This is a genomic window from Thermomonas sp. HDW16 (assembly GCF_011302915.1).
Lineage (GTDB): Bacteria > Pseudomonadota > Gammaproteobacteria > Xanthomonadales > Xanthomonadaceae > Thermomonas.
In genome coordinates, this window is sequence record NZ_CP049872.1 from 2,603,944 (window position 1) to 2,622,056 (window position 18,113).

Here is an 18,113-nt window from a genome sequence, read left to right on the forward strand (position 1 = left end):
CCTACTTATCCGCCATACACCGGGAACTGCCGGCACTGCAGGGTCACGTTCTCGCGCACGCCGGCGATCACGTTGTCGTCGTTCGGGTTGTCCAGCACGTCGCAGATCCATTCGGCCAGCGCCACGCAGTCCGGTTCCTTGTAGCCACGGGTGGTGACCGCCGGCGTGCCGATGCGCAGGCCGGAAGTGACGAAGGGCTTGCGCGGATCGTTCGGCACCGAGTTCTTGTTGACGGTGATATGCGCCTTGCCGAGCGCTTCCTCGGCCTGCTTTCCGGACACGTCCTTGCCGATCATGTCGACCAGCATCAGGTGGTTTTCGGTGCCGCCGGAGACGATCTTGTAGCCGCGCGCGATGATCGTCTTCGCCATCGCCTGCGCGTTCTTCACCACCTGCTGCTGATAGGCCTTGAATTCCGGCTCCAGCGCTTCCTTGAAGGCCACCGCCTTGGCCGCGATCACGTGCATCAACGGGCCGCCCTGAATGCCGGGGAAGACGATGCTCTGCAGCTTCTTCTCGATTTCCTCGCCCGCACCTTTCGCAACGATGATCCCGCCACGCGGACCGCGCAGCGTCTTGTGGGTGGTGCTGGTGACCACATGCGCATGCGGCAGCGGATTCGGGTACACGCCGGCGGCGACCAGCCCGGCCACGTGCGCCATGTCCACGAACAAGTACGCGCCCACCTTATCGGCGATCTCGCGCATCCGCGCCCAATCGACCACCTGCGAATATGCAGAGAAACCGGCGACGACCATCTTCGGCTTGTGTTCCAGGGCGAGACGCTCGACCTCGTCGTAATCGATCAGGCCGGCATCGTTCACCCCGTACTGCACGGCGTTGAACAACTTGCCGGACGCATTCACCTTCGCGCCGTGGGTCAGGTGGCCGCCATGCGCCAGCGACATACCGAGAATGGTGTCGCCCGGGTTGAGCAGGGCGAAGTACACCGCCTGGTTGGCCTGGCTGCCGGAATGCGGCTGCACATTGGCGTAATCGGCACCGAACAGTTCTTTGACGCGGTCGATGGCCAGTTGCTCGGCGATGTCCACGTACTCGCAGCCGCCGTAATAGCGCTTGCCCGGATAGCCCTCGGCATATTTGTTGGTGAGCTGACTGCCCTGGGCTTCCATCACCCGCGGGCTGGCGTAGTTCTCGCTGGCGATCAGCTCGACATGATCCTCTTGGCGCTTGTTCTCGCCAGCGATGGCCTGTGCGAGTTCGGGATCGAAAGCGGCGATCGTGTCTGTGCGACTGAACATTCCTGGAACTCCGGCGGGGCGGGAAATCAGGCGATTGTAGCCCGCAGGAAAGTTTCCAGCAGGGCGCTACGGTAGCGGTCTCGGTGCAGCAGCAACCACAGCTTGCGTTGCAGGAACGGCTGCAGGAACGGGGTGCGCAGCGCGCACAGCTGGTCAGCCTGCAGTTCATTGCGCACTGCCACTTCAGGCAGTAGGGCGATGCCGAGGCCTGCCACCACCGCCTGCTTGATGGCCTCGGTCTGGCTCAGCTCCAGCCGGCTGCGCGCGGGCGGCAGCTGGCCCAGTACCTGCTCGGTCAGGGCGCGGGTGGCCGATCCCGGTTCGCGGATTACCCAAGTTTCATCGGCCAGATCGGCAGCAGTCAGCGTGCGACGCCGTGCCAGCGGATGGGTCGGCGGTACGCACAGCAGCATCGCATCGTCGCGCCACGGCAAGGACTCCAGCGCGGGGTGCAGCACGGTGCCTTCGACGCAGGCCACATCGAGCTCGTGCGCCAGCAGCGCCGCCGCGATGTCGTCGGTATTGCCCACTCTTAAACGCACCACCACCTGTGGCGCCTCGCGCACGAACCCGCCCAGCAGCTCGCCGACACGGTAATTGCCCACGGTATTGCTGGTGCCGATCCGCAGCTCACCGCCGATCACCTCGGCCGCGCCTGCCGCCACCTGGGCGAACTCCGCATGACGCTCCAGCAGCTCGCGCGCCAGCGGCAGCAGCTCGCGCCCGCGCGGGTTCAGCCGCAATCGGCCGCGCACGCGATCGAACACCGGCGCGCCCAGCAGCCGCTCCATCTCCGCCAGCGCCATGCTGGCCGCCGGCTGGGTCAGGAACAGGCGCTCGGCGGCGGCGCGCAGGCTGCCGGCATCGACCGTCTCCACGAACACCTGCAGCTGGCGCGGGCTGATATTGATCATCACTGATACTTATAACTCATATCACGATAATCAAATTTTATTTATCGAAGCCGGCGCCCAGACTTCTGCCGTCGCCCACCGCGAACGGAATCTGCACCGCCATGGCTGTCCTACACCGCACCCAGCTCCTCCTGCCCGGCCTGCTGCTGGCCTGCGTGCCGGCGCTGCTGGCGTGGCTGGGCGGACAGGCCTTCCCGCTGCTGGGCGGCGCGGTGCTGGCGATCCTGCTGGGCATCGGCCTGCGCGCGTTGTGGACGCCGGCGGCGCGCTATGCGCCGGGGATCGGGTTTGCCGGGAAGTACGTGCTGCAGGCCTCGATCATCCTGCTCGGCTTCAGCCTGGACCTGGGCGAGGTGGTCAAGGTCGGCCGCGACTCGTTGCAGGTCACCCTGATCACCCTGGCGCTGGCGTTCGCCACTGCGTGGGTGCTGGGCCGTGCGCTGCGCATTCCGGTGAAGCTGGCCGCCTTGGTCGGCGTGGGCACCGCGATCTGTGGCGGCTCGGCGATTGCTGCCGTCACTCCGATCCTGTGCCCAGACGAACACGACACCGCCTTCGCGATGTCCACCATCTTCCTGTTCAACCTGGTCGCGGTGCTGCTGTTCCCGCCGCTTGGCCACCTGCTGGGCATGGATGCCGCGCAGTTCGGGCTGTGGGCCGGTACCGCGATCAACGACACCTCGTCGGTAGTCGCCGCCGGCTACGCCTATGGCCGCGAGGCCGGCGATTACGCGGTCATCGTCAAACTGGCGCGCGCCACCATGATCGTGCCGGTGTGCCTGGCGCTAGCGGCCGTGGTGGCCTGGCATGCGCGTCGCCGTACGACTGAGGGTGCGCCGGCGTTGCGTGCTGGCGGCATCGTGCCATGGTTCATCCTGTGGTTCGTCGCTGCCTCGGCACTGCGTACTGCAGGACTGGTGCCGGTCGCACTGCAGGGCAAGCTGCATATCGCCGCCGTGTTGGCGACAGTGCTGGCATTGGCGGCAATTGGCTTATCGGCGGATTTGCGGCGCATGCGCGCCACCGGCCCGCGCCCGATCCTGCTGGGGCTGGGCGTGTGGATGGCGGTGGCGCTCGGAAGCCTGGCGATGCAGGCGCTATAATTTCGCGATCCGAAATTCTCTCGCGGCCCTGCCCGGTGCAGGCCGTCGCCGTACGCCCGGAGCGCCCATGTCCTCGCAATACATCTACACCATGAACAGGGTATCCAAGGTGGTCCCGCCCAAGCGGCAGATCATCAAGGACATCTCGCTGAGCTTCTTCCCCGGCGCCAAGATCGGCCTGCTGGGTCTGAACGGCGCCGGCAAATCCACCGTGCTGAAGATCATGGCCGGCGTGGATACCGACTTCGAGGGCGAAGCCCGCCCGCAACCCGGCATCAAGGTGGGTTATCTGGAGCAGGAGCCGCGCCTGAATCCCGAGCAGACCGTACGCCAGGCGGTCGAGGAAGGCGTGGGCGAAGTGCTGCAGGCGCAGGCCCGGCTGGACGAGGTCTATGCCGCCTATGCCGAGGACGGCGCCGATTTCGACGCGCTGGCCAAGGAGCAGGAGCGGCTTGAAGCCATCCTCGCCGCCGGCGATGCGCACACGCTGGAAAATCAGTTGGAAGTCGCCGCCGATGCGCTGCGCCTGCCGCCGTGGGATGCGGTGATCGGCAAGCTGTCCGGTGGCGAGAAGCGTCGCGTGGCGTTGTGCCGCCTGCTGCTGCAGAAGCCGGACATGCTGCTGCTCGACGAACCGACCAACCACTTGGACGCCGAATCCGTCGAGTGGCTGGAGCAGTTCCTGGCCCGCTACACCGGCACCGTGGTGGCGGTCACCCACGATCGCTACTTCCTCGACAATGCCGCCGAGTGGATCCTGGAACTCGACCGCGGCCGCGGCATCCCGTGGAAGGGCAACTACACCGAATGGTTGATGCAGAAGGACGAGCGCCTGAAGCAGGAAGACAACCAGGAAAAGGCGCGGCAGAAGGCGATCCAGAAGGAACTGGAATGGGCGCGGCAGAACGCCAAGGGCGGCCGTTCCAAGGGCAAGGCGCGTTTGGCGCGCATCGAGGAACTGCAGGCCGTCGATTACCAGAAGCGCAACGAGACCAATGAAATCTTCATCCCGCCGGGCGAGCGCCTGGGGCAGAAGGTCATCGAGTTCAAGAACGTGTCGAAGAAGTTCGGCGACCGCCTGCTGATCGACGACCTCAGCTTCAACGTGCCGCCGGGTGCCATCGTCGGCATCATCGGCCCCAACGGCGCCGGCAAGTCCACCCTGTTCCGCATGATCACCGGGCAGGAAAAGCCGGACACCGGCAGCATCGACATGGGCCCGACCGTGAACCTGGCTTACGTGGACCAGAGCCGCGATGCGCTGACCGGCAACCACAACGTGTTCCAGGAAATCTCCGGCGGCCTGGACATCCTCAACATCAACGGCATCGAGATCCAGTCGCGCGCCTACATCGGCCGCTTCAACTTCAAGGGGCAGGATCAACAGAAGATGGTGGGCTCGCTGTCCGGTGGTGAGCGCGGCCGCCTGCACATGGCCAAGACCCTGCTGCAGGGCGGCAATGTGCTGCTGCTGGACGAACCGTCCAACGACCTGGACATCGAAACCCTGCGCGCGCTGGAAGACGCGTTGCTGGAATTCCCCGGCAACACCTTCGTCATCTCGCACGACCGCTGGTTCCTGGATCGCATCGCGACGCACATCCTCGCCTTCGAAGGCGACAGCCACGTGGAGTTCTTCCAAGGCAACTACCGCGAGTACGAGGAAGACAAGAAGCGCCGCCTCGGCGACGATGCCGGCCCGCACCGGTTGCGGTTCAAGGCACTCAAGTAAATCCGGGACGCCCACGGCAACGTGGGCGTTTCCGCATCGGCAAGGAGGAGATCGGCATGGGCTTCACCGAAAAACTGCGCGCACGCTGGAACGCATCGAATTCGCTGGTCTGCGTGGGATTGGATCCCGACCCGGCGAAATTCCCGGATGCCTTCGTCGATGACGAGGACGCGTTGTTTGGTTTCTGCCGCGACATCGTCGATGCCACCGCCGAATACGCCTGCGCGTTCAAGCCGCAGATCGCCTACTTCGCCGCGCACAACGATGGCGAGGCGCAGCTGCAGCGGCTGATCGCGCACATCAATAGCGCGCATCCGGACGTGCCGGTGATCCTGGACGCCAAGCGCGGCGACATCGGCAGCACTGCAGAGCAGTACGCGGTGGAAGCCTTCGACCGCTTCGGCGCCGACGCAGTGACGCTCAACCCCTACATGGGTCGCGATTCGGCCGCACCGTTCCTGCAGCGCAATGACCGTGGCTGCGTGTTCCTCTGCCACACCTCCAACCCCGGTGCGCGCGATTTCCAGGAGCTGCTGGTCGATGGCGAACCCTTGTACCAGCGCATCGCCCGTACCATCGCGAGCGAATGGAATGCCGATGGCAACTGCGCGCTGGTGGTGGGTGCCACCTTCCCGGAAGAACTGAAACTGATCCGCGAGATCGTCGGCGACATGCCCCTGCTGATCCCCGGAATCGGCGCACAGGGCGGCGATGTGGAAGCCACCGTGCGCAACGGCAAGACCGCCGACGGCAGCGGGCTGATGATCAATTCCTCGCGCGGGATTTTGTATGCCTCGCAAGGCTCGGATTACGCGGATGCCGCCACACGTGCCGCACGCGAACTGCGCGACACGATCAACCGCTACCGCTGAGCGCGCATCGCCGCGCGCAGCACCGCGAACGGGAACCGCCCCCAGATCATCGCGAACACGGCCGCACGCGCGAACAGGCCGCGGCACGGCGCTTCGAACTTCGTGAAGTAGCGCCAGAAGCCGCGGTGCTTGTGCCACTCCACGAACAGCGGTCGCGACCGCGACGACACGCCGCGCACATGCACCACACGCACATCGTTTGCGCAGGCGACGGTTGCGCCCGCTTCGCGTACGCGCCGGCACAGATCCAGGTCTTCCGCATGCAGGCGGTAGCCTTCGTCGAAACCGCCGACATGCGCGAACAGGACGCGCGGCATCAGCATCAGCGCGCCCGATACCGCATCCACGAACTGCACCGGCACCGCGCCATCGAATTCGATTCCAAGCTGCGCCTGCGAGCGATCGCGCAGCATCGCCATGAAGTCCGGATCATGGCGACGCGCAGCGTCATCGCGGACGCCGCCGTCATCGACCAGGTCCGCGCCAATCAGTGCCATGACGGATGCATCGGCGTACGCGCGCATCCGCGCCAACGAATCGGGTTCGACCAGGCAGTCCGGATTGACGAAGGCCAGCCATGGCGCATGCGAGCCCATCGCGCCCTGGTTGCAGGCCACCGCGAAGCCGGGGTTGTCCGGATTGGCGATGAAACGCAGGCGGGGGTCGGCCAAGGCATGGCGTTGCACGATATCCAGCGTGCCGTCACGCGAATCATTGTCGACCACGCGGATCTCGGCGATGCCTTCGGCCGCGCGCAGTCGCGACAGGCAGTCATCCAGCGTCTCGGCGCTGTCGTAGCTGACCACGATGGCGGCGATGCCGTCGATCATGTCGTTGCCACGAACAGATCCTGCTGCGGCGAGCCATGGTCGAGCCCGGCCAGCCGCGCGCCGAGTTGCGCGCGCAATGCATGCAGCGGATCGTCCATCAGGAATTGCGCCAGGCACGCATGCCAGGCCGGCCAGCGCACGGACAGCCGATCCATGTCGCCATCGAACGGCAAGCCTTCGGCATCGCGCAGGACGAAGGCGGTTTCGCACAAGGCATTGCGCCAACCAAGCCCGGACATGCGCAGGGAAAAATCGATCAGCGCCGCGTACCAGGAACGATAACTGGACGGATCCAGCCCGCCCGCACGCACGCGCGCACTGCCGCGGATCAGCACCGCATGGCCGACCGCCGACGGCAGCTCCGGGTGCCGTGCCGGCAGTTGCGCGCAGGCGCGAGCGAGGCGAGTTGGATCTTCGTCGATGCCGACGATCTCGCCGATGCGCGGCCAGCTGGCGGCTTCGCCGGCATTGCTCCATGGCGTGGCAGTGGCGATGGCGGCATCGCGGGCAAGGCAGGCCGACAGTTGCTGCAGCCAGCCGTGCGTGGGTTGCGCATCACCGGACAGGATTGCGACATCCGCACCGCCGCAGGCGCGCAAGGCTTCATCCAGATGCGCGGCTTCGCCGATAGGCGATGCGCGCCGCGTATGCGCGGCCTGCAGCCGGGTGGTTTTCAGCCAACCCTGGATCAGCGCATGACCACGCGGCCCGGCCTGCGCATCATCCGCCAGCCACACGCGGGTACCGGCGGGCGTGGCGGCCTCCAACGCGGCCAGGCAGGCGTCGAGCGCATCTTCATCGGTGCCGACCGGCACCAGGACGATCGGCAGCGCGGACGCGGCCGGGCTCACTTCGCCTTGGGGTTGTAGATCGGATCCAGCGCACGGAAACGGCGACCGTATTCGTCGGTGAGTTCGCGGGCTTCCTGTGGACTGCGCACCACGGTGGGCGTGATCAGCACCACCAGTTCGTCACGCTCCTTGCTGGTGCCCTGTTGGCCGAACAAGCCGCCGAGCACCGGGATCCGGCTCAACCCGGGGATGCCGGTGGAGGTCTTGCTGGCGCTGTCGGTGATCAGGCCCGCCAGCATGATCGTCTCGCCGCTGGGTACCATCGCGCTGGTCTTGACCTTGTTGGTGTCGATGCGCACATTGCCATTGCTGTCGGCGACGCCAGTCGGCTTGCTCACTTCCTGCACGATGTCGAGGAACACCATGCCATCGCGGGTGATGCGCGGCCGCACCTTCAGGATGATGCCGGTTTCCAGGTATTGCACCTGGCTGTAGGTGCCGTTGGTATTGCCATTGTTGGTGGGATCGAAGTTCACCGAATTGATCGGAATGCGCTGCCCGGCGTTGAGGCTGGCTTCCTTGTTGTTCTGGGTGAACACCGAAGGCGAGGACATCACCCGCACGTCGCTGGCGTTGTCCAGTGCCTGGATGATCGCGGCGGCGTTGTTGCCGAGGAAACTCCAGGTCAGCACATTGCCGAAATCCGTCACGTTTTCCACGCCGCCGCCGTAACTGCCCCAGCTGTTGCGGCCGGTCGGGTACGGGAAGTCGGTTTGCTCCGGAATCGCGTGATCGAAGAACCAGCTGACGCCGTACTGCAGCGCACCTTTCAGTGCCACACTGATCACCTGCGCTTCGATATGCACTTGCGAGGGCATCACGTCGAGGCGGTCGATCACTTCACGAATCGATTTCCACGCCGCCGGGCTTGCGCGCACCAGCAGGGAATTGGTGTCTTCCACCGCGGACACGCCGACTTCGGCACCGTCCACGCGCAGGTTCACGCGGCCATTGCCGCCGCGACTGTTGGGCAGGCTGGCACCGTCGCTGGAACCGGAACCGGAACCGGAACCGGAACCGACCGAGGCACTCGAGGTGCCGCCCTTGTCGTCGACGCCGGAATCGCGGATTTCGGTCGACTCAAGCCCGGGCATCAGCGACGGCTGGTTCTGGCTGCTGCCTTGTGGGTTGCCGCTGCCGAACACTTCGGCCAGGCGATCCGCCAGGTCGCGGGCCTTGATGTACTTCAATTCGTAGGAGAACAAACGGCCGTCGCCGGTGCCGCCTTCGATGCGGTCGATCCACTGCCGGATGTCGTCCAGGTAATTCGGTTGGCTGGCGATCACCATCACTGCGTTCGCGGAATCCAGTGCCATGAAGCGGAACATGCCAGCGACCGGCGTCTTGCTTTGTTCGCCGAACACGCGCTCCAGATCCTGCACCACCGAACTGGCGCGGCCGGACTGCAACGGGAACACGCCCACCGACATGCTCGCCATCCAGTCCACGTCGAAGATCTGGATCGTGCGCAGGTAGTTCTCGAGTTCGGCGCGGGTACCGGCCACGGTGATGATGTTGCGCGCACCATCCACGCTGACGATCGAGCCCTGCTTGGCATACGGCTTGAGGATTTTCTCCATCTCGGCGGCGGAGACGTAGCGCAGCGGCACCACCCGCGATTCGAACCCGCGCGCCAGCGCCGGCGAACCGGTACGCGGCACCACGCCGCTGGTCAGGGCCTGGTCGGCGGGGACGATGTTGTAGCGGCCATCGCTGTAGACCATGCGTGCGTTGTTCTGCGCCAGCACGCCTTCCAGCAGGTTGAGCGCGCCGGCGGCACCGACCGGCTTCTGGGTAGCGATGGTCACCACGCCCTGCACGCCCGGCGCGATGCTGTAACTCTGGCCCAGCATGTCGCCCAGGATCGCCTTGACCACTGCTGGCAAGGACTCGCCTTCGAAATTGAAGCTGGCTTGGCCGCTGCTGGACAGGGACGGCGGGGGCGCGCTGGCGGCGGCCTGGTTGATCGGCGTGCCGGCACCGCGGCGGATGATCGGACGCGGACCATCGTTGCCCATCGTTTCGGGCAGGGCCTGGCTGCGGACGCTGCCGGGCTGTTCGCTCGGCAGGCGTTCGGCGCGTTGCATCTGCGGCGGCGGCATGCTGGCGCAAGCGGCCAGCAGGCTCAGCATGACGGTGGCAAGGAAAGGACGGACGTTCATTCGCGACAACTCCACGTCATGGCTTCGGCGGCGGCACGCTGGATGCGGGCGCGCCATTGCCGGTCTGGCCGGCGCGCAACTGCGCGCGCCGGGCTTCGATGCGTTTGCGGATCGCCTCGATCCGCGCTTCCTGGTTTTGCGGTTCCCCGGGCGCAGCGGCCGGTACCGGTGTTGCATCGGCATCCTGCACGACCGCGGCCGGCTCTATCTGCGGTGCAGAGGCCGAAGCCGGTGCTCCGGCAGCGCCGAAGACGCGCAGATCCAACGTGGTTTGACCGCCCGCACCCTCGAAGATCGCGCGCCTTGGCTGTACTTCGACCAGCCGCCAGCCCGCGGCACCTTCCGGCGATTTGCCCACTCGCACGCGTTGCGCCTCGCCGCCGCCGTTGGGCTGCAGCACGGCCAACTGCACCTGCGGGCTGATCAACACGCCAGTCAAGATGAAATCCAGCGACTGGCTCTGGGCCGTACCGTCGCCTTCCGGGCCGGTGGCCATGAAGCTGCGCGGACGTCGGTCCTGGGTGAACAACGGGCGCGAGGCCGCGTCTGCGTATTGGGTCAACGGGCCGATCCGATCCGGTACGGCCGGCTTGGGTTGAGGTAGCGATGTTTCAGCCGTGGCCGGCTTGGCTTCCTCGACCCGTCCGCCCATGCCCAGCAGTGCGGCCAGCCACAGCAGCAGCGCCCAGCCGGCGAAGGCGGCCAATAGCCAGGTCAAGGGGCCGGCCTGGTCGAAGCGTTGCAACAGGGTGCGCTCAGCCACGGGCGGCCTCGGCATTGTTCGCTGCTGGCGATGGTCGCAGGTAGCCGTACAGATCGAAGCTCACGTCCAGTCCACCTTCCTGCGGCAGGTTGTTGCCGGGGATCGCGAAATAACGCTGTGCGGTGATGCTGACCACGTCGACGAACAAATAGGGGCGCGCCGATTCCAGCGCGTGCAGTACCGCCAGCGTTTCCGCATTGCCGCAGCGCAGGCGCACCTGCACGGTGACGCGGCGATAACGGCCCGGCGGCGGCTCGCCTGTAAGCGGCGCGCGATTGGTGATGGCGCAGCCGCGATTGCCCGGACTGACCTCGCCGACCACTCGCTCGAGCTGCTGGATCAAGGCTGCGGTGGCCAGTTCCGCGGTGGGCTCTGCCAGGAATCCGGTGGCGCTGCCGCGCGCGTCCAGTTCCGCCAACCGCTGCTGGATCTGCGGCGCCTGCGCCAGCAACGCGCGCACGCGGGCGTCGCGGGCCTGCAATTCGGCGATCCGCGCATCGGCCTCGTGCAGCGGGCGGGTGAACCAGGGGTGCAGGAACAGCAAGTAGAGCAGGCCCAGCACTGCCAGCAGCAATGCAAGCGCGAGCCAGCGATCGCGGTCAGCGCGCAACATCGGCACCATCCTCGTTGCTGGCCGCAGCATCGGCAGCGACATCGTTCAGCTGCGCCACCAGGGTGAAGCGATCGCTGCGCGTGCGCGGATCCTGTTGCAATGCGCCGCTCAGCGCCGGCGCGCGCCACTGCCTGGCGCCTTCCAACTTGCCAACCAGCGCGGCGGCCTCGTTCGACAAACCAGTCAATGTCATCTGGCCGCCTTCGATCGACACCTTCTCCATGTAGGTGCCATCGGGCAGCCGGCGCGCAAGTTCATCCGCCACTTCGATCACCGAAGGCCGCTCGTTGCGCTGCGCCTGCAGGTAGGCGCCGCCTTCGACTGCATCCACCAGCCGTTGCCGTTGCACGGCCACCAGGCGCGCCTGCGTGCTGCGCTTGGCCACGTCCGCCTGCAGCTGCGCGGCGGCTTCACGGCGGTTGTCGAGAATTTGCGACAGCCCCAACACCAGCGCCAGCAGCGCCAGCGCGAACAATCCGACGTTCCACAGCCGCCACCGATTCGGACGCCGATAACGCTGCGCCAACGGCAACAGGTTCACGCCAAGCGGACGGCCTTCGGCATCGGCCAGGTCGATGCCGGCCAGCCAGCCGGCCACCGCACCAAGCTGCGTGGTGGCGACATCGACCCGCGCGCGCGGCACCACCACCAATTCCACCTGTAACTGGCCGTCGTCGCGCATGCCAAGCACGCGGCCGTCGTAACAGACATCGCCCATCGCGAACGGTGTCTGCCGTTCGATCTCGAACCCCAGCACCTCGCGCAGGCGCTCGCGTGCGGCCGCAGGCAACAACAGGTTGCGACGCAAGCCGCCGGCAGCGGGCAGCAACAGCCAGCGCGGCAACCGTGCGGCATCGTGGGTCAGTACGCCCGCCAGCGGATCCGCGCCGTCGCCACGCGCCGGCGGTACAGGCAGGCTGGCGACGTCCTGCAGGCCGTCTCCCACCTGCTTGCGCAACTGCAGTCCATCGCCCTGCAACTGCAGCAGCAGGCGATCCGACGACGATGCCAATGCCTGCCGCCAGGCCGCCGGCAACCAAGCCGCCAGGCCCGCGCCCCACCACGCCAGGAACCCGCGCACGCCGCGGCTGGCGGATTCGAAACGGGCGGATGCCGATGGCATGGCGCTCACGGCGCAGCCCCGTCCTGCCAACGCAGCGGCGTGTATGCGGAACCCGGCAAACCGTTACCCCCCAACCGCAGAATGACCGAAACATGTGCGCGGCGACCATCGGCGAGTCGGGCACGGCTGTCGATACTATACGTGCCGCTGCCGGTCGGCGGCACGGCATCTGGATCAGCCGACGGCGGACGGTCCACGCCCATCGCCTGCAGCACCATGCCGTCCGCGCTGCGCGTATCCGGCACTGCCGCGCCAGTGAATACGGTGAGGTAAGGCGCCGCGGAGGCAAACAGCGACGGCCGCATGCCCATGACTTGCTCCAGCTCGGCCACGGTCTCGAACGGCGCATCCTTCGCCCCCCAAGCCAGTCCCGCCGCACCATAGTCCATGTCTTCGGCGCCACCCGCAGGCTGGGTCAGGCTGTCGGGATCGCGCCAGTCCATGATCGCGCCGGCCAGCCGGTTGGCGACATCGCGTTTCTCGCCGAGGGCGACGAAGAAGCCAAGCAAAAGATCGTGGCTGGCCGCGTTCAGGTCGATCTTGCCGGCTTCGTCGCGCACCGAAACCTCGACCTGCGCGCCATCGAACGCGAAACGGTAGTTGCGTCCGTCCGAGGCCCAGCGCTGCGCCGGATCGGCATCCAGCAATCGCGCCGCCGCATATTCCACCCCGGCGCGCGCCGCTTCGCGCGCTTCGGCGCCGCGCGCCAGGCCGTTGCCCTGCAAGGATTCGATCCGCGACGCCGCCGCATAGCCGGCCACCAACCCGCTGAGCAGCAGGATCAACCACATCACCAGCAGCAACGCCGCACCGCGTTCACGCCGGTTCATGGCGTGTCCTCCGGCGCGATGCCGTAACTCGCCGACATCGGCAACGCGATCACCACGTCAGGCCACGCGCCGCGTGCATCGGCGATGCGCACCCGCACCTGCGACGGCAGCGCATCCGGATGCCCCCATTCATGCAGCCACGGCGCAGGCCGACCGTCCTTGCCGGGCCCGCGGTAGGCGAATCCGACGCTGCGCAACCCGTCCGCCAATGGTTCCGGTGGACGCGGATTGCCGGCAATGATCGTTTGCCCGGCCAGCACCATGCGGAAATCGACGTCCAGCACCAGGCCGTCACCGCCACGGGCAACGCCGAGTGCATGCAGGTGCGGGCCGCCACGGCCAAGGTAATCCGGCAGGTCGGCGACGAAACGCATCTGCTGCGCGCCACCGGTGAACCGTCGCGATGCACCACTGGCCTGATCCAGTTCGAACACGATGCCCTGCGCGCCGCCGATCCGCTGGCGCAGGAATTCGGAGACCGCGCGGATGCGCTCGTTGCGCGCCGCCATCGCTTCGCCGCGTTCCACGGTGGCGCCGGCCGCCCGCACGGTGGCGAATGCCAGCGCCAGGCCCGCGGCCAGCAACATCGTTGCCAGCAGTACTTCGATCAGGGTGAACCCGGATGCGGGCCCGCGCATGCGGATCATGGCGTGCCCAACCCATCGATCAGCGGGATCGCCAACCGCAACGACGACAGCTGTACGCGTTGGCGCGGCCCGCCTTCGCCCCATTCGACCTGCAGCTGCAGGTGCAGCAGGCGCGCCGCGTTCGGATCGATCCGCTGCGGCCCGTTGCGCGGCGCAGGGTCGTTCCATGGTTCGACATCCAGCCGCCAGCGATAACGGCCATCCTCCAGTTCGCCATCGCGCGCGCCGGGCAGCGGCAACTCGCCGAACTCGGCCAGCAGCGATTGCGCATGCAGCGCGGCACGCCCGGCATCGCCCGCCTGGCGTACCTGCCGGGTCGCGCCGGACAGCGTGCCGAGCAGCATCGTCAATCCCAACGCCAGGATCGCGAAAGCGACGATGATCTCGATCAGGGTGTAACCGCCCTGCGCGCGCGGCATCGGCGTCTTCATCGCGATGCCTGTACGCGCGACATGCGCACTTCGCCGGTCAGCCAACCCACGTCCACATCCCAACCGCCGCCATTGACCAACATGCGCACGCGGCCTCCGGTGGCCGCACCATCGGGAAAGAAGCGGATTGCGCCCTTTCCGCCTTCAAGCTCGACCGCGGCGAATTGTTCCGCACGCGCGCCAGTGAACACGATCTCGCCGACTTCGGGCAGGTTGCCGCTACGGCCCTTGGCGCCCTGCCAGCGACGCGCCCGCGGATCGATGATCACGTCCTGCGACTGCCCGCTGCTGATCGCCACTGCACGCGCGAAGCGCATCTGCGCGGCGACATCCTTCGCCCCTGCACGCAGCTTCATGCCCTGCATGCCGCCGCCGAACGCCGCCACCGCAAGCAGGCTGGCCGCGGCGATGAGTGCCATCACCAACAGCATTTCCAGCAGTGAGAATCCCGATGGAAATTGGCCGGGTAATGGTCGGCGCATGCGCATCATGTCGTTCCCGCCGCCACGCGCATCGCTTATTCGTATTTGATATCGGCGCTGACGCTGTCGCCGCCGGCCTGCCCGTCCTTGCCCAGGCTGATCAGATCGAACGCCTGTCCCTCGCCCGGCATCGTGTAGACGTACGGATGGTTCCACGGATCCTTCAGCTCACCGTCCTTCGCGTACGGGCCCAGCCAGCCGGCCGCATCGCCCGGCGCCTTGACCAGGTCTGCCAGCGACCCGGGCAACCTGCCGGTGTCCTGTTCGTATTGCTGCACCTTCTCCGCCAACGTCTGCACCTGCGCCTTAGCCAGGTTGACCTTGGCGCGGTCGCCACCGCCCAGGATGCGAGTGGCCGCGAACGCGACGATGCCGCCGATCAGCACCACCACCAGGATGATCTCGATCAGCGAAAAACCTGATTGCGATGCGTGCGTAACGGGTCGGAATTGGCGATTGCGCATGAAAGGGTTCCGCTGGGATGTGGACGTTGGATAGGCCGATTGTCGCCGAGTTCCGCGCGTTTTGCGTTCAGCCGACCACATTCGTCAGGTCGTAGATCGGCGACAGCACCGCCAGGATGACGATGCCGACCACGGTCGCCAGCACCAAGGTCACCGCCGGCACCAGCGCCGCCAGCATCCGGTCCAGCGCGATCGAGGTTTCCTGCTCGAAGGTATCCGCGGTCTTCAGCAGCATCGCGTCCAGCGCGCCGGATTCTTCGCCGACCTGGATCATCTGCAAGGCCAATCGCGGGAAACGCTTGCCCTTGCCGAGCGCGGTGGACAGGCCGATGCCGTTCTTGACCTCGTCGATGGCGGCATCCACGTCGTTCGCCAACACCCGGTTGTCCAGCACGTTGCGGGCGATGCCGAGCGCCGACAGCAGCGGAACCCCGTTGCGCAACAGCGTGCCCAGCGTGCGCGCCAGTCGCGCAGTGTCCAGCTTGGCCACCAGCGGACCGGCCAGCTTGTTGCGCAGCAGCCAGCCATCGAATTTCAGCATGAAGGCGGGGTCGCGGCGCTTGCGGTCCAACCACAGCAGCAACAACACCGGCACAGCCAGCAGCACGATCCACCAGTCGCGCACGAACACGCCCAGACCCAGCACCAGCTGCGAGAACCACGGCAGCTCGGCATCCAGGCTGTCGTACATCGCCGAGAACTGCGGCACCACGTAGCCCAGCAGGAACAGCAGCGACAGCCCGACCATCGCCAACAGGATCGCCGGGTACACCAGCGCGTTGATCACCCGCGCCCGCAGCGCGCGCGAACGCTCCAGGTAGTCGGCCAATCGCTGCAGGGTTTCGTGCAGGCTGCCGCCGGCTTCGCCGGCACGCACCATGTTCACGAACAGGCGGCTGAACGCGCCGTGCTGGCGATCCAGCGCGGTCGATAGCGAGGCCCCGCCACGCACCGCATCGCGGATATCGGTGATGGTGCGCTTGGCGACCTCGTCTTCCGGCAGTTCCAGCAGGATGCTCAAGGCGCGATCCAGCGGCTGACCGGCACCAAGCAAGGTCGCCAACTGCTGGGTGAACTGCACCAGCCGCTGCCCGGCGAACGGCTTGGGTTCGAACAGCGCGCGCCACGCGGAATCGCCACCGGCTTCGGAGGCGAGTTTCGCTTCAACGGGCAGGTGCCCCTGCTCCTGCAGGCGCGCGGCCACATCGGCATCGCTGGCGGCCTCCATCTGCCCGTCCAGCAATTCACCGCGCGCGTTCAACGCCTTGTAGCGATAGAGCGCCATCGATTCAGGCGTCCTCGGTCACGCGCAGCACTTCCTCGATCGTGGTCTCGCCGCGCAAGGCCTTGGCGATGCCGACTTCGTACATTGTCGCCATGCCGGCCTGCCGCGCCAGTTTCTCGATCTCGTCCATGCCGGCGTGGCGCATCACCGCGCGGCGGACTTCGTCGTCCATCACCAGCAGTTCCATGATGGTGGTGCGGCCCAGGTAGCCGGTCGGCGACAGCGCGGACGGCTTCGGCCGATACAGGAAGATCTCGCCCTGCGGCTGATGGCGGCGCAGGCCGAATTTCTCGATCTCCTCCGGCGACGCGAGATATTTTTCCGCATGCGTCGGCTCCAGCCGACGCACCAGTCGCTGCGCAAGGATGCCATTGACCGTGGACGTCAGCAGGTAGTCCTCCACGCCCATGTCCAGCAAACGGGTGATGCCGCCCGCTGCATTGTTGGTATGCAGCGTGCTCAGCACCAGGTGGCCGGTCAGCGCGGACTGGATGGCGATGCGTGCGGTCTCGAGGTCGCGCATTTCGCCGATCATGATGATGTCCGGATCCTGGCGGACGATGCTGCGCAGCGCGTTGGCGAAGTCCAGCCCGATCTGCGGCTTGGCCTGGATCTGGTTGATGCCGTCGATCTGGTACTCGATCGGATCCTCGACGGTGATGATCTTGACGTCAGGCGTGTTGAGCTTGCTCAGCGCGGTGTACAGCGTGGTGGTCTTGCCGGAACCGGTGGGGCCGGTGACCAGCAGGATGCCGTGCGGCTGTTCCAGGATTTTCTGGAAGCGCGGCATGAAGTGGTCGCCGAAACCGAGCTTGCCGAAATCCAGCACCACGGTTTCGCGATCCAGCAGGCGCATCACCACCGATTCGCCGTGCGCGGTCGGCACCGTGCTGACGCGCAGGTCGAGTTCCTTGCCCTGCACCCGCGCCATGATCCGGCCGTCCTGCGGCAGGCGGCGCTCGGCGATGTTCAATTTCGCCATGATCTTGATGCGCGAAATCACCGCGGCGGTGAGGTTCACCGGCGGGCTCTCGCCCTCTTCCAGCACGCCGTCGATGCGGTAACGCACCTTCAGCCGGTTCTCGAACGGCTCGATATGGATGTCGGACGCGCGCAGTTCCACCGCGCGCTGGATGACCAGGTTGACCAAGCGGATCACCGGGGCTTCGGAAGCCAGATCGCGTAGGTGCTCGACATCGTCGAAGCTTTCCTCGCCTTCGGCGCCTTCGACGATGCCCTCCATCGCGCTGCGGCCCTGGCCGTGCCAGCGTTCGATCAACTCGTCGATCTCGCTGCGCAATGCCACCGCCGGCCGCGGCTCGCGCCCGCTGGCCAGGCGTACCGCCTCCAGCACGTACGCATCCTGCGGATCGGCCAGCAGCACGTCGATGCCGTCGGCATCCACCGCCACCGGCACCACGTGGAATTGCTTCATGAATTTCAACCCCAGCGCCACCTCGTCCGGCGGCAGCTCCGGCACGTCCTTGGCGCTACGCAACGGCAAGTCCAACTCGGCGGCACAGGCCTCGGCGTGGTCGCGTTCGGAGACCAGTCCCAGGCGCGCCAACAGGGAGAGCAGGCCACCACCGGTTTCTTCCTGCAGGCGGTGCGCGCGGGCCAAGTCGGCCTCTTTCAATTTTCCGCGCTGCAGGAGCAACGCGGCGATTCGCTCGTCGGCGCTATCGGGGATTGCAATATCGCTGGGGACTGCGCTCACGTGAATCGACTCCGGTATGCGCTGCGAACTCT

At 66.6% G+C, this 18,113-nt stretch carries 18 protein-coding genes; 3 read left to right on the top strand and 15 right to left on the bottom strand.

Going from position 1 to position 18,113, the window contains the following annotated elements:
- Nucleotides 1-5 precede the first annotated feature (5 nt).
- Complete coding sequence (gene glyA / locus G7079_RS12365) at nt 6-1,262, bottom strand: serine hydroxymethyltransferase (RefSeq protein ID WP_166057598.1); 1,257 nt, start codon at nt 1,260-1,262, stop codon at nt 6-8.
- Between the two features lie 26 nt (nt 1,263-1,288).
- On the bottom strand, nt 1,289-2,176 hold the full coding sequence (locus G7079_RS12370; protein WP_166057599.1) for a LysR family transcriptional regulator: 888 nt from the start codon (nt 2,174-2,176) through the stop codon (nt 1,289-1,291).
- Nucleotides 2,177-2,277: 101 nt separating this feature from the next.
- On the opposite strand from G7079_RS12370, the gene G7079_RS12375 reads away from it, so the two are divergent.
- The 3 genes from G7079_RS12375 to pyrF all read left to right on the top strand — a co-directional run bounded on the left by G7079_RS12375 (nt 2,278) and on the right by pyrF (nt 5,883).
- Nucleotides 2,278-3,279 (top strand): putative sulfate exporter family transporter, encoded by a 1,002-nt coding sequence (locus tag G7079_RS12375; RefSeq protein ID WP_166057600.1) that lies wholly within the window; start codon nt 2,278-2,280, stop codon nt 3,277-3,279.
- 67 nt (nt 3,280-3,346) lie between these two features.
- Nucleotides 3,347-5,011 carry an energy-dependent translational throttle protein EttA gene (gene ettA / locus G7079_RS12380; RefSeq protein WP_166057601.1) on the top strand — a complete coding sequence of 555 codons (1,665 nt, stop codon included), beginning with the start codon at nt 3,347-3,349 and terminating at the stop codon, nt 5,009-5,011.
- Between the two features lie 56 nt (nt 5,012-5,067).
- A complete protein-coding gene (gene pyrF / locus G7079_RS12385; protein WP_166057602.1) occupies nt 5,068-5,883 on the top strand; it encodes an orotidine-5'-phosphate decarboxylase in 816 nt (271 codons plus the stop codon).
- Here pyrF and G7079_RS12390 read toward each other — a convergent pair.
- The 13 genes from G7079_RS12390 to gspE form a co-directional block, all read right to left on the bottom strand.
- Nucleotides 5,874-6,713, bottom strand: a complete 840-nt coding sequence (locus tag G7079_RS12390) for a glycosyltransferase family 2 protein (protein ID WP_166057603.1) — start codon at nt 6,711-6,713, stop codon at nt 5,874-5,876. The two genes, pyrF and G7079_RS12390, sit on opposite strands and share 10 nt — an antisense overlap.
- Complete coding sequence (locus G7079_RS12395) at nt 6,710-7,564, bottom strand: glycosyltransferase (protein WP_240906186.1); 855 nt, start codon at nt 7,562-7,564, stop codon at nt 6,710-6,712. Before G7079_RS12395 ends, G7079_RS12390 begins: the two co-directional genes overlap by 4 nt.
- Nucleotides 7,561-9,726, bottom strand: coding sequence for a type II secretion system secretin GspD (gspD, locus tag G7079_RS12400; protein WP_166057604.1), 2,166 nt, complete (start codon nt 9,724-9,726; stop codon nt 7,561-7,563). Before gspD ends, G7079_RS12395 begins: the two co-directional genes overlap by 4 nt.
- A gap of 16 nt (nt 9,727-9,742) precedes the next feature.
- Complete coding sequence (locus G7079_RS12405) at nt 9,743-10,489, bottom strand: hypothetical protein (RefSeq protein ID WP_166057605.1); 747 nt, start codon at nt 10,487-10,489, stop codon at nt 9,743-9,745.
- Nucleotides 10,482-11,102: a type II secretion system protein GspM gene (gene gspM, locus G7079_RS12410; RefSeq protein ID WP_240906187.1), complete on the bottom strand. Its 621-nt coding sequence runs from the start codon at nt 11,100-11,102 to the stop codon at nt 10,482-10,484. Before gspM ends, G7079_RS12405 begins: the two co-directional genes overlap by 8 nt.
- Nucleotides 11,089-12,225 carry a PilN domain-containing protein gene (locus G7079_RS12415; RefSeq protein WP_166057947.1) on the bottom strand — a complete coding sequence of 379 codons (1,137 nt, stop codon included), beginning with the start codon at nt 12,223-12,225 and terminating at the stop codon, nt 11,089-11,091. The genes gspM and G7079_RS12415 overlap by 14 nt, the downstream gene beginning before the upstream one ends.
- 5 nt (nt 12,226-12,230) lie before the next feature.
- Nucleotides 12,231-13,055 (bottom strand): type II secretion system protein GspK, encoded by an 825-nt coding sequence (locus G7079_RS12420; RefSeq protein ID WP_166057606.1) that lies wholly within the window; start codon nt 13,053-13,055, stop codon nt 12,231-12,233.
- On the bottom strand, nt 13,052-13,693 hold the full coding sequence (locus G7079_RS12425; protein ID WP_166057607.1) for a prepilin-type N-terminal cleavage/methylation domain-containing protein: 642 nt from the start codon (nt 13,691-13,693) through the stop codon (nt 13,052-13,054). Before G7079_RS12425 ends, G7079_RS12420 begins: the two co-directional genes overlap by 4 nt.
- Nucleotides 13,694-13,698: 5 nt before the next feature.
- On the bottom strand, nt 13,699-14,133 hold the full coding sequence (locus G7079_RS12430; protein WP_240906188.1) for a type II secretion system protein: 435 nt from the start codon (nt 14,131-14,133) through the stop codon (nt 13,699-13,701).
- Nucleotides 14,130-14,621 carry a GspH/FimT family pseudopilin gene (locus G7079_RS12435; RefSeq protein WP_240906189.1) on the bottom strand — a complete coding sequence of 164 codons (492 nt, stop codon included), beginning with the start codon at nt 14,619-14,621 and terminating at the stop codon, nt 14,130-14,132. The genes G7079_RS12430 and G7079_RS12435 overlap by 4 nt, the downstream gene beginning before the upstream one ends.
- A gap of 29 nt (nt 14,622-14,650) precedes the next feature.
- Nucleotides 14,651-15,079 carry a type II secretion system major pseudopilin GspG gene (gene gspG / locus G7079_RS12440; protein WP_166057609.1) on the bottom strand — a complete coding sequence of 143 codons (429 nt, stop codon included), beginning with the start codon at nt 15,077-15,079 and terminating at the stop codon, nt 14,651-14,653.
- A 67-nt stretch (nt 15,080-15,146) separates the two neighbouring features.
- Nucleotides 15,147-16,364: a type II secretion system F family protein gene (locus G7079_RS12445; protein WP_166057610.1), complete on the bottom strand. Its 1,218-nt coding sequence runs from the start codon at nt 16,362-16,364 to the stop codon at nt 15,147-15,149.
- A gap of 4 nt (nt 16,365-16,368) precedes the next feature.
- The gene (gene gspE, locus G7079_RS12450; RefSeq protein WP_166057611.1) at nt 16,369-18,081 is read right to left on the bottom strand and encodes a type II secretion system ATPase GspE; all 1,713 of its coding nucleotides are present in this window, start codon (nt 18,079-18,081) and stop codon (nt 16,369-16,371) included.
- Nucleotides 18,082-18,113: the final 32 nt, after the last annotated feature.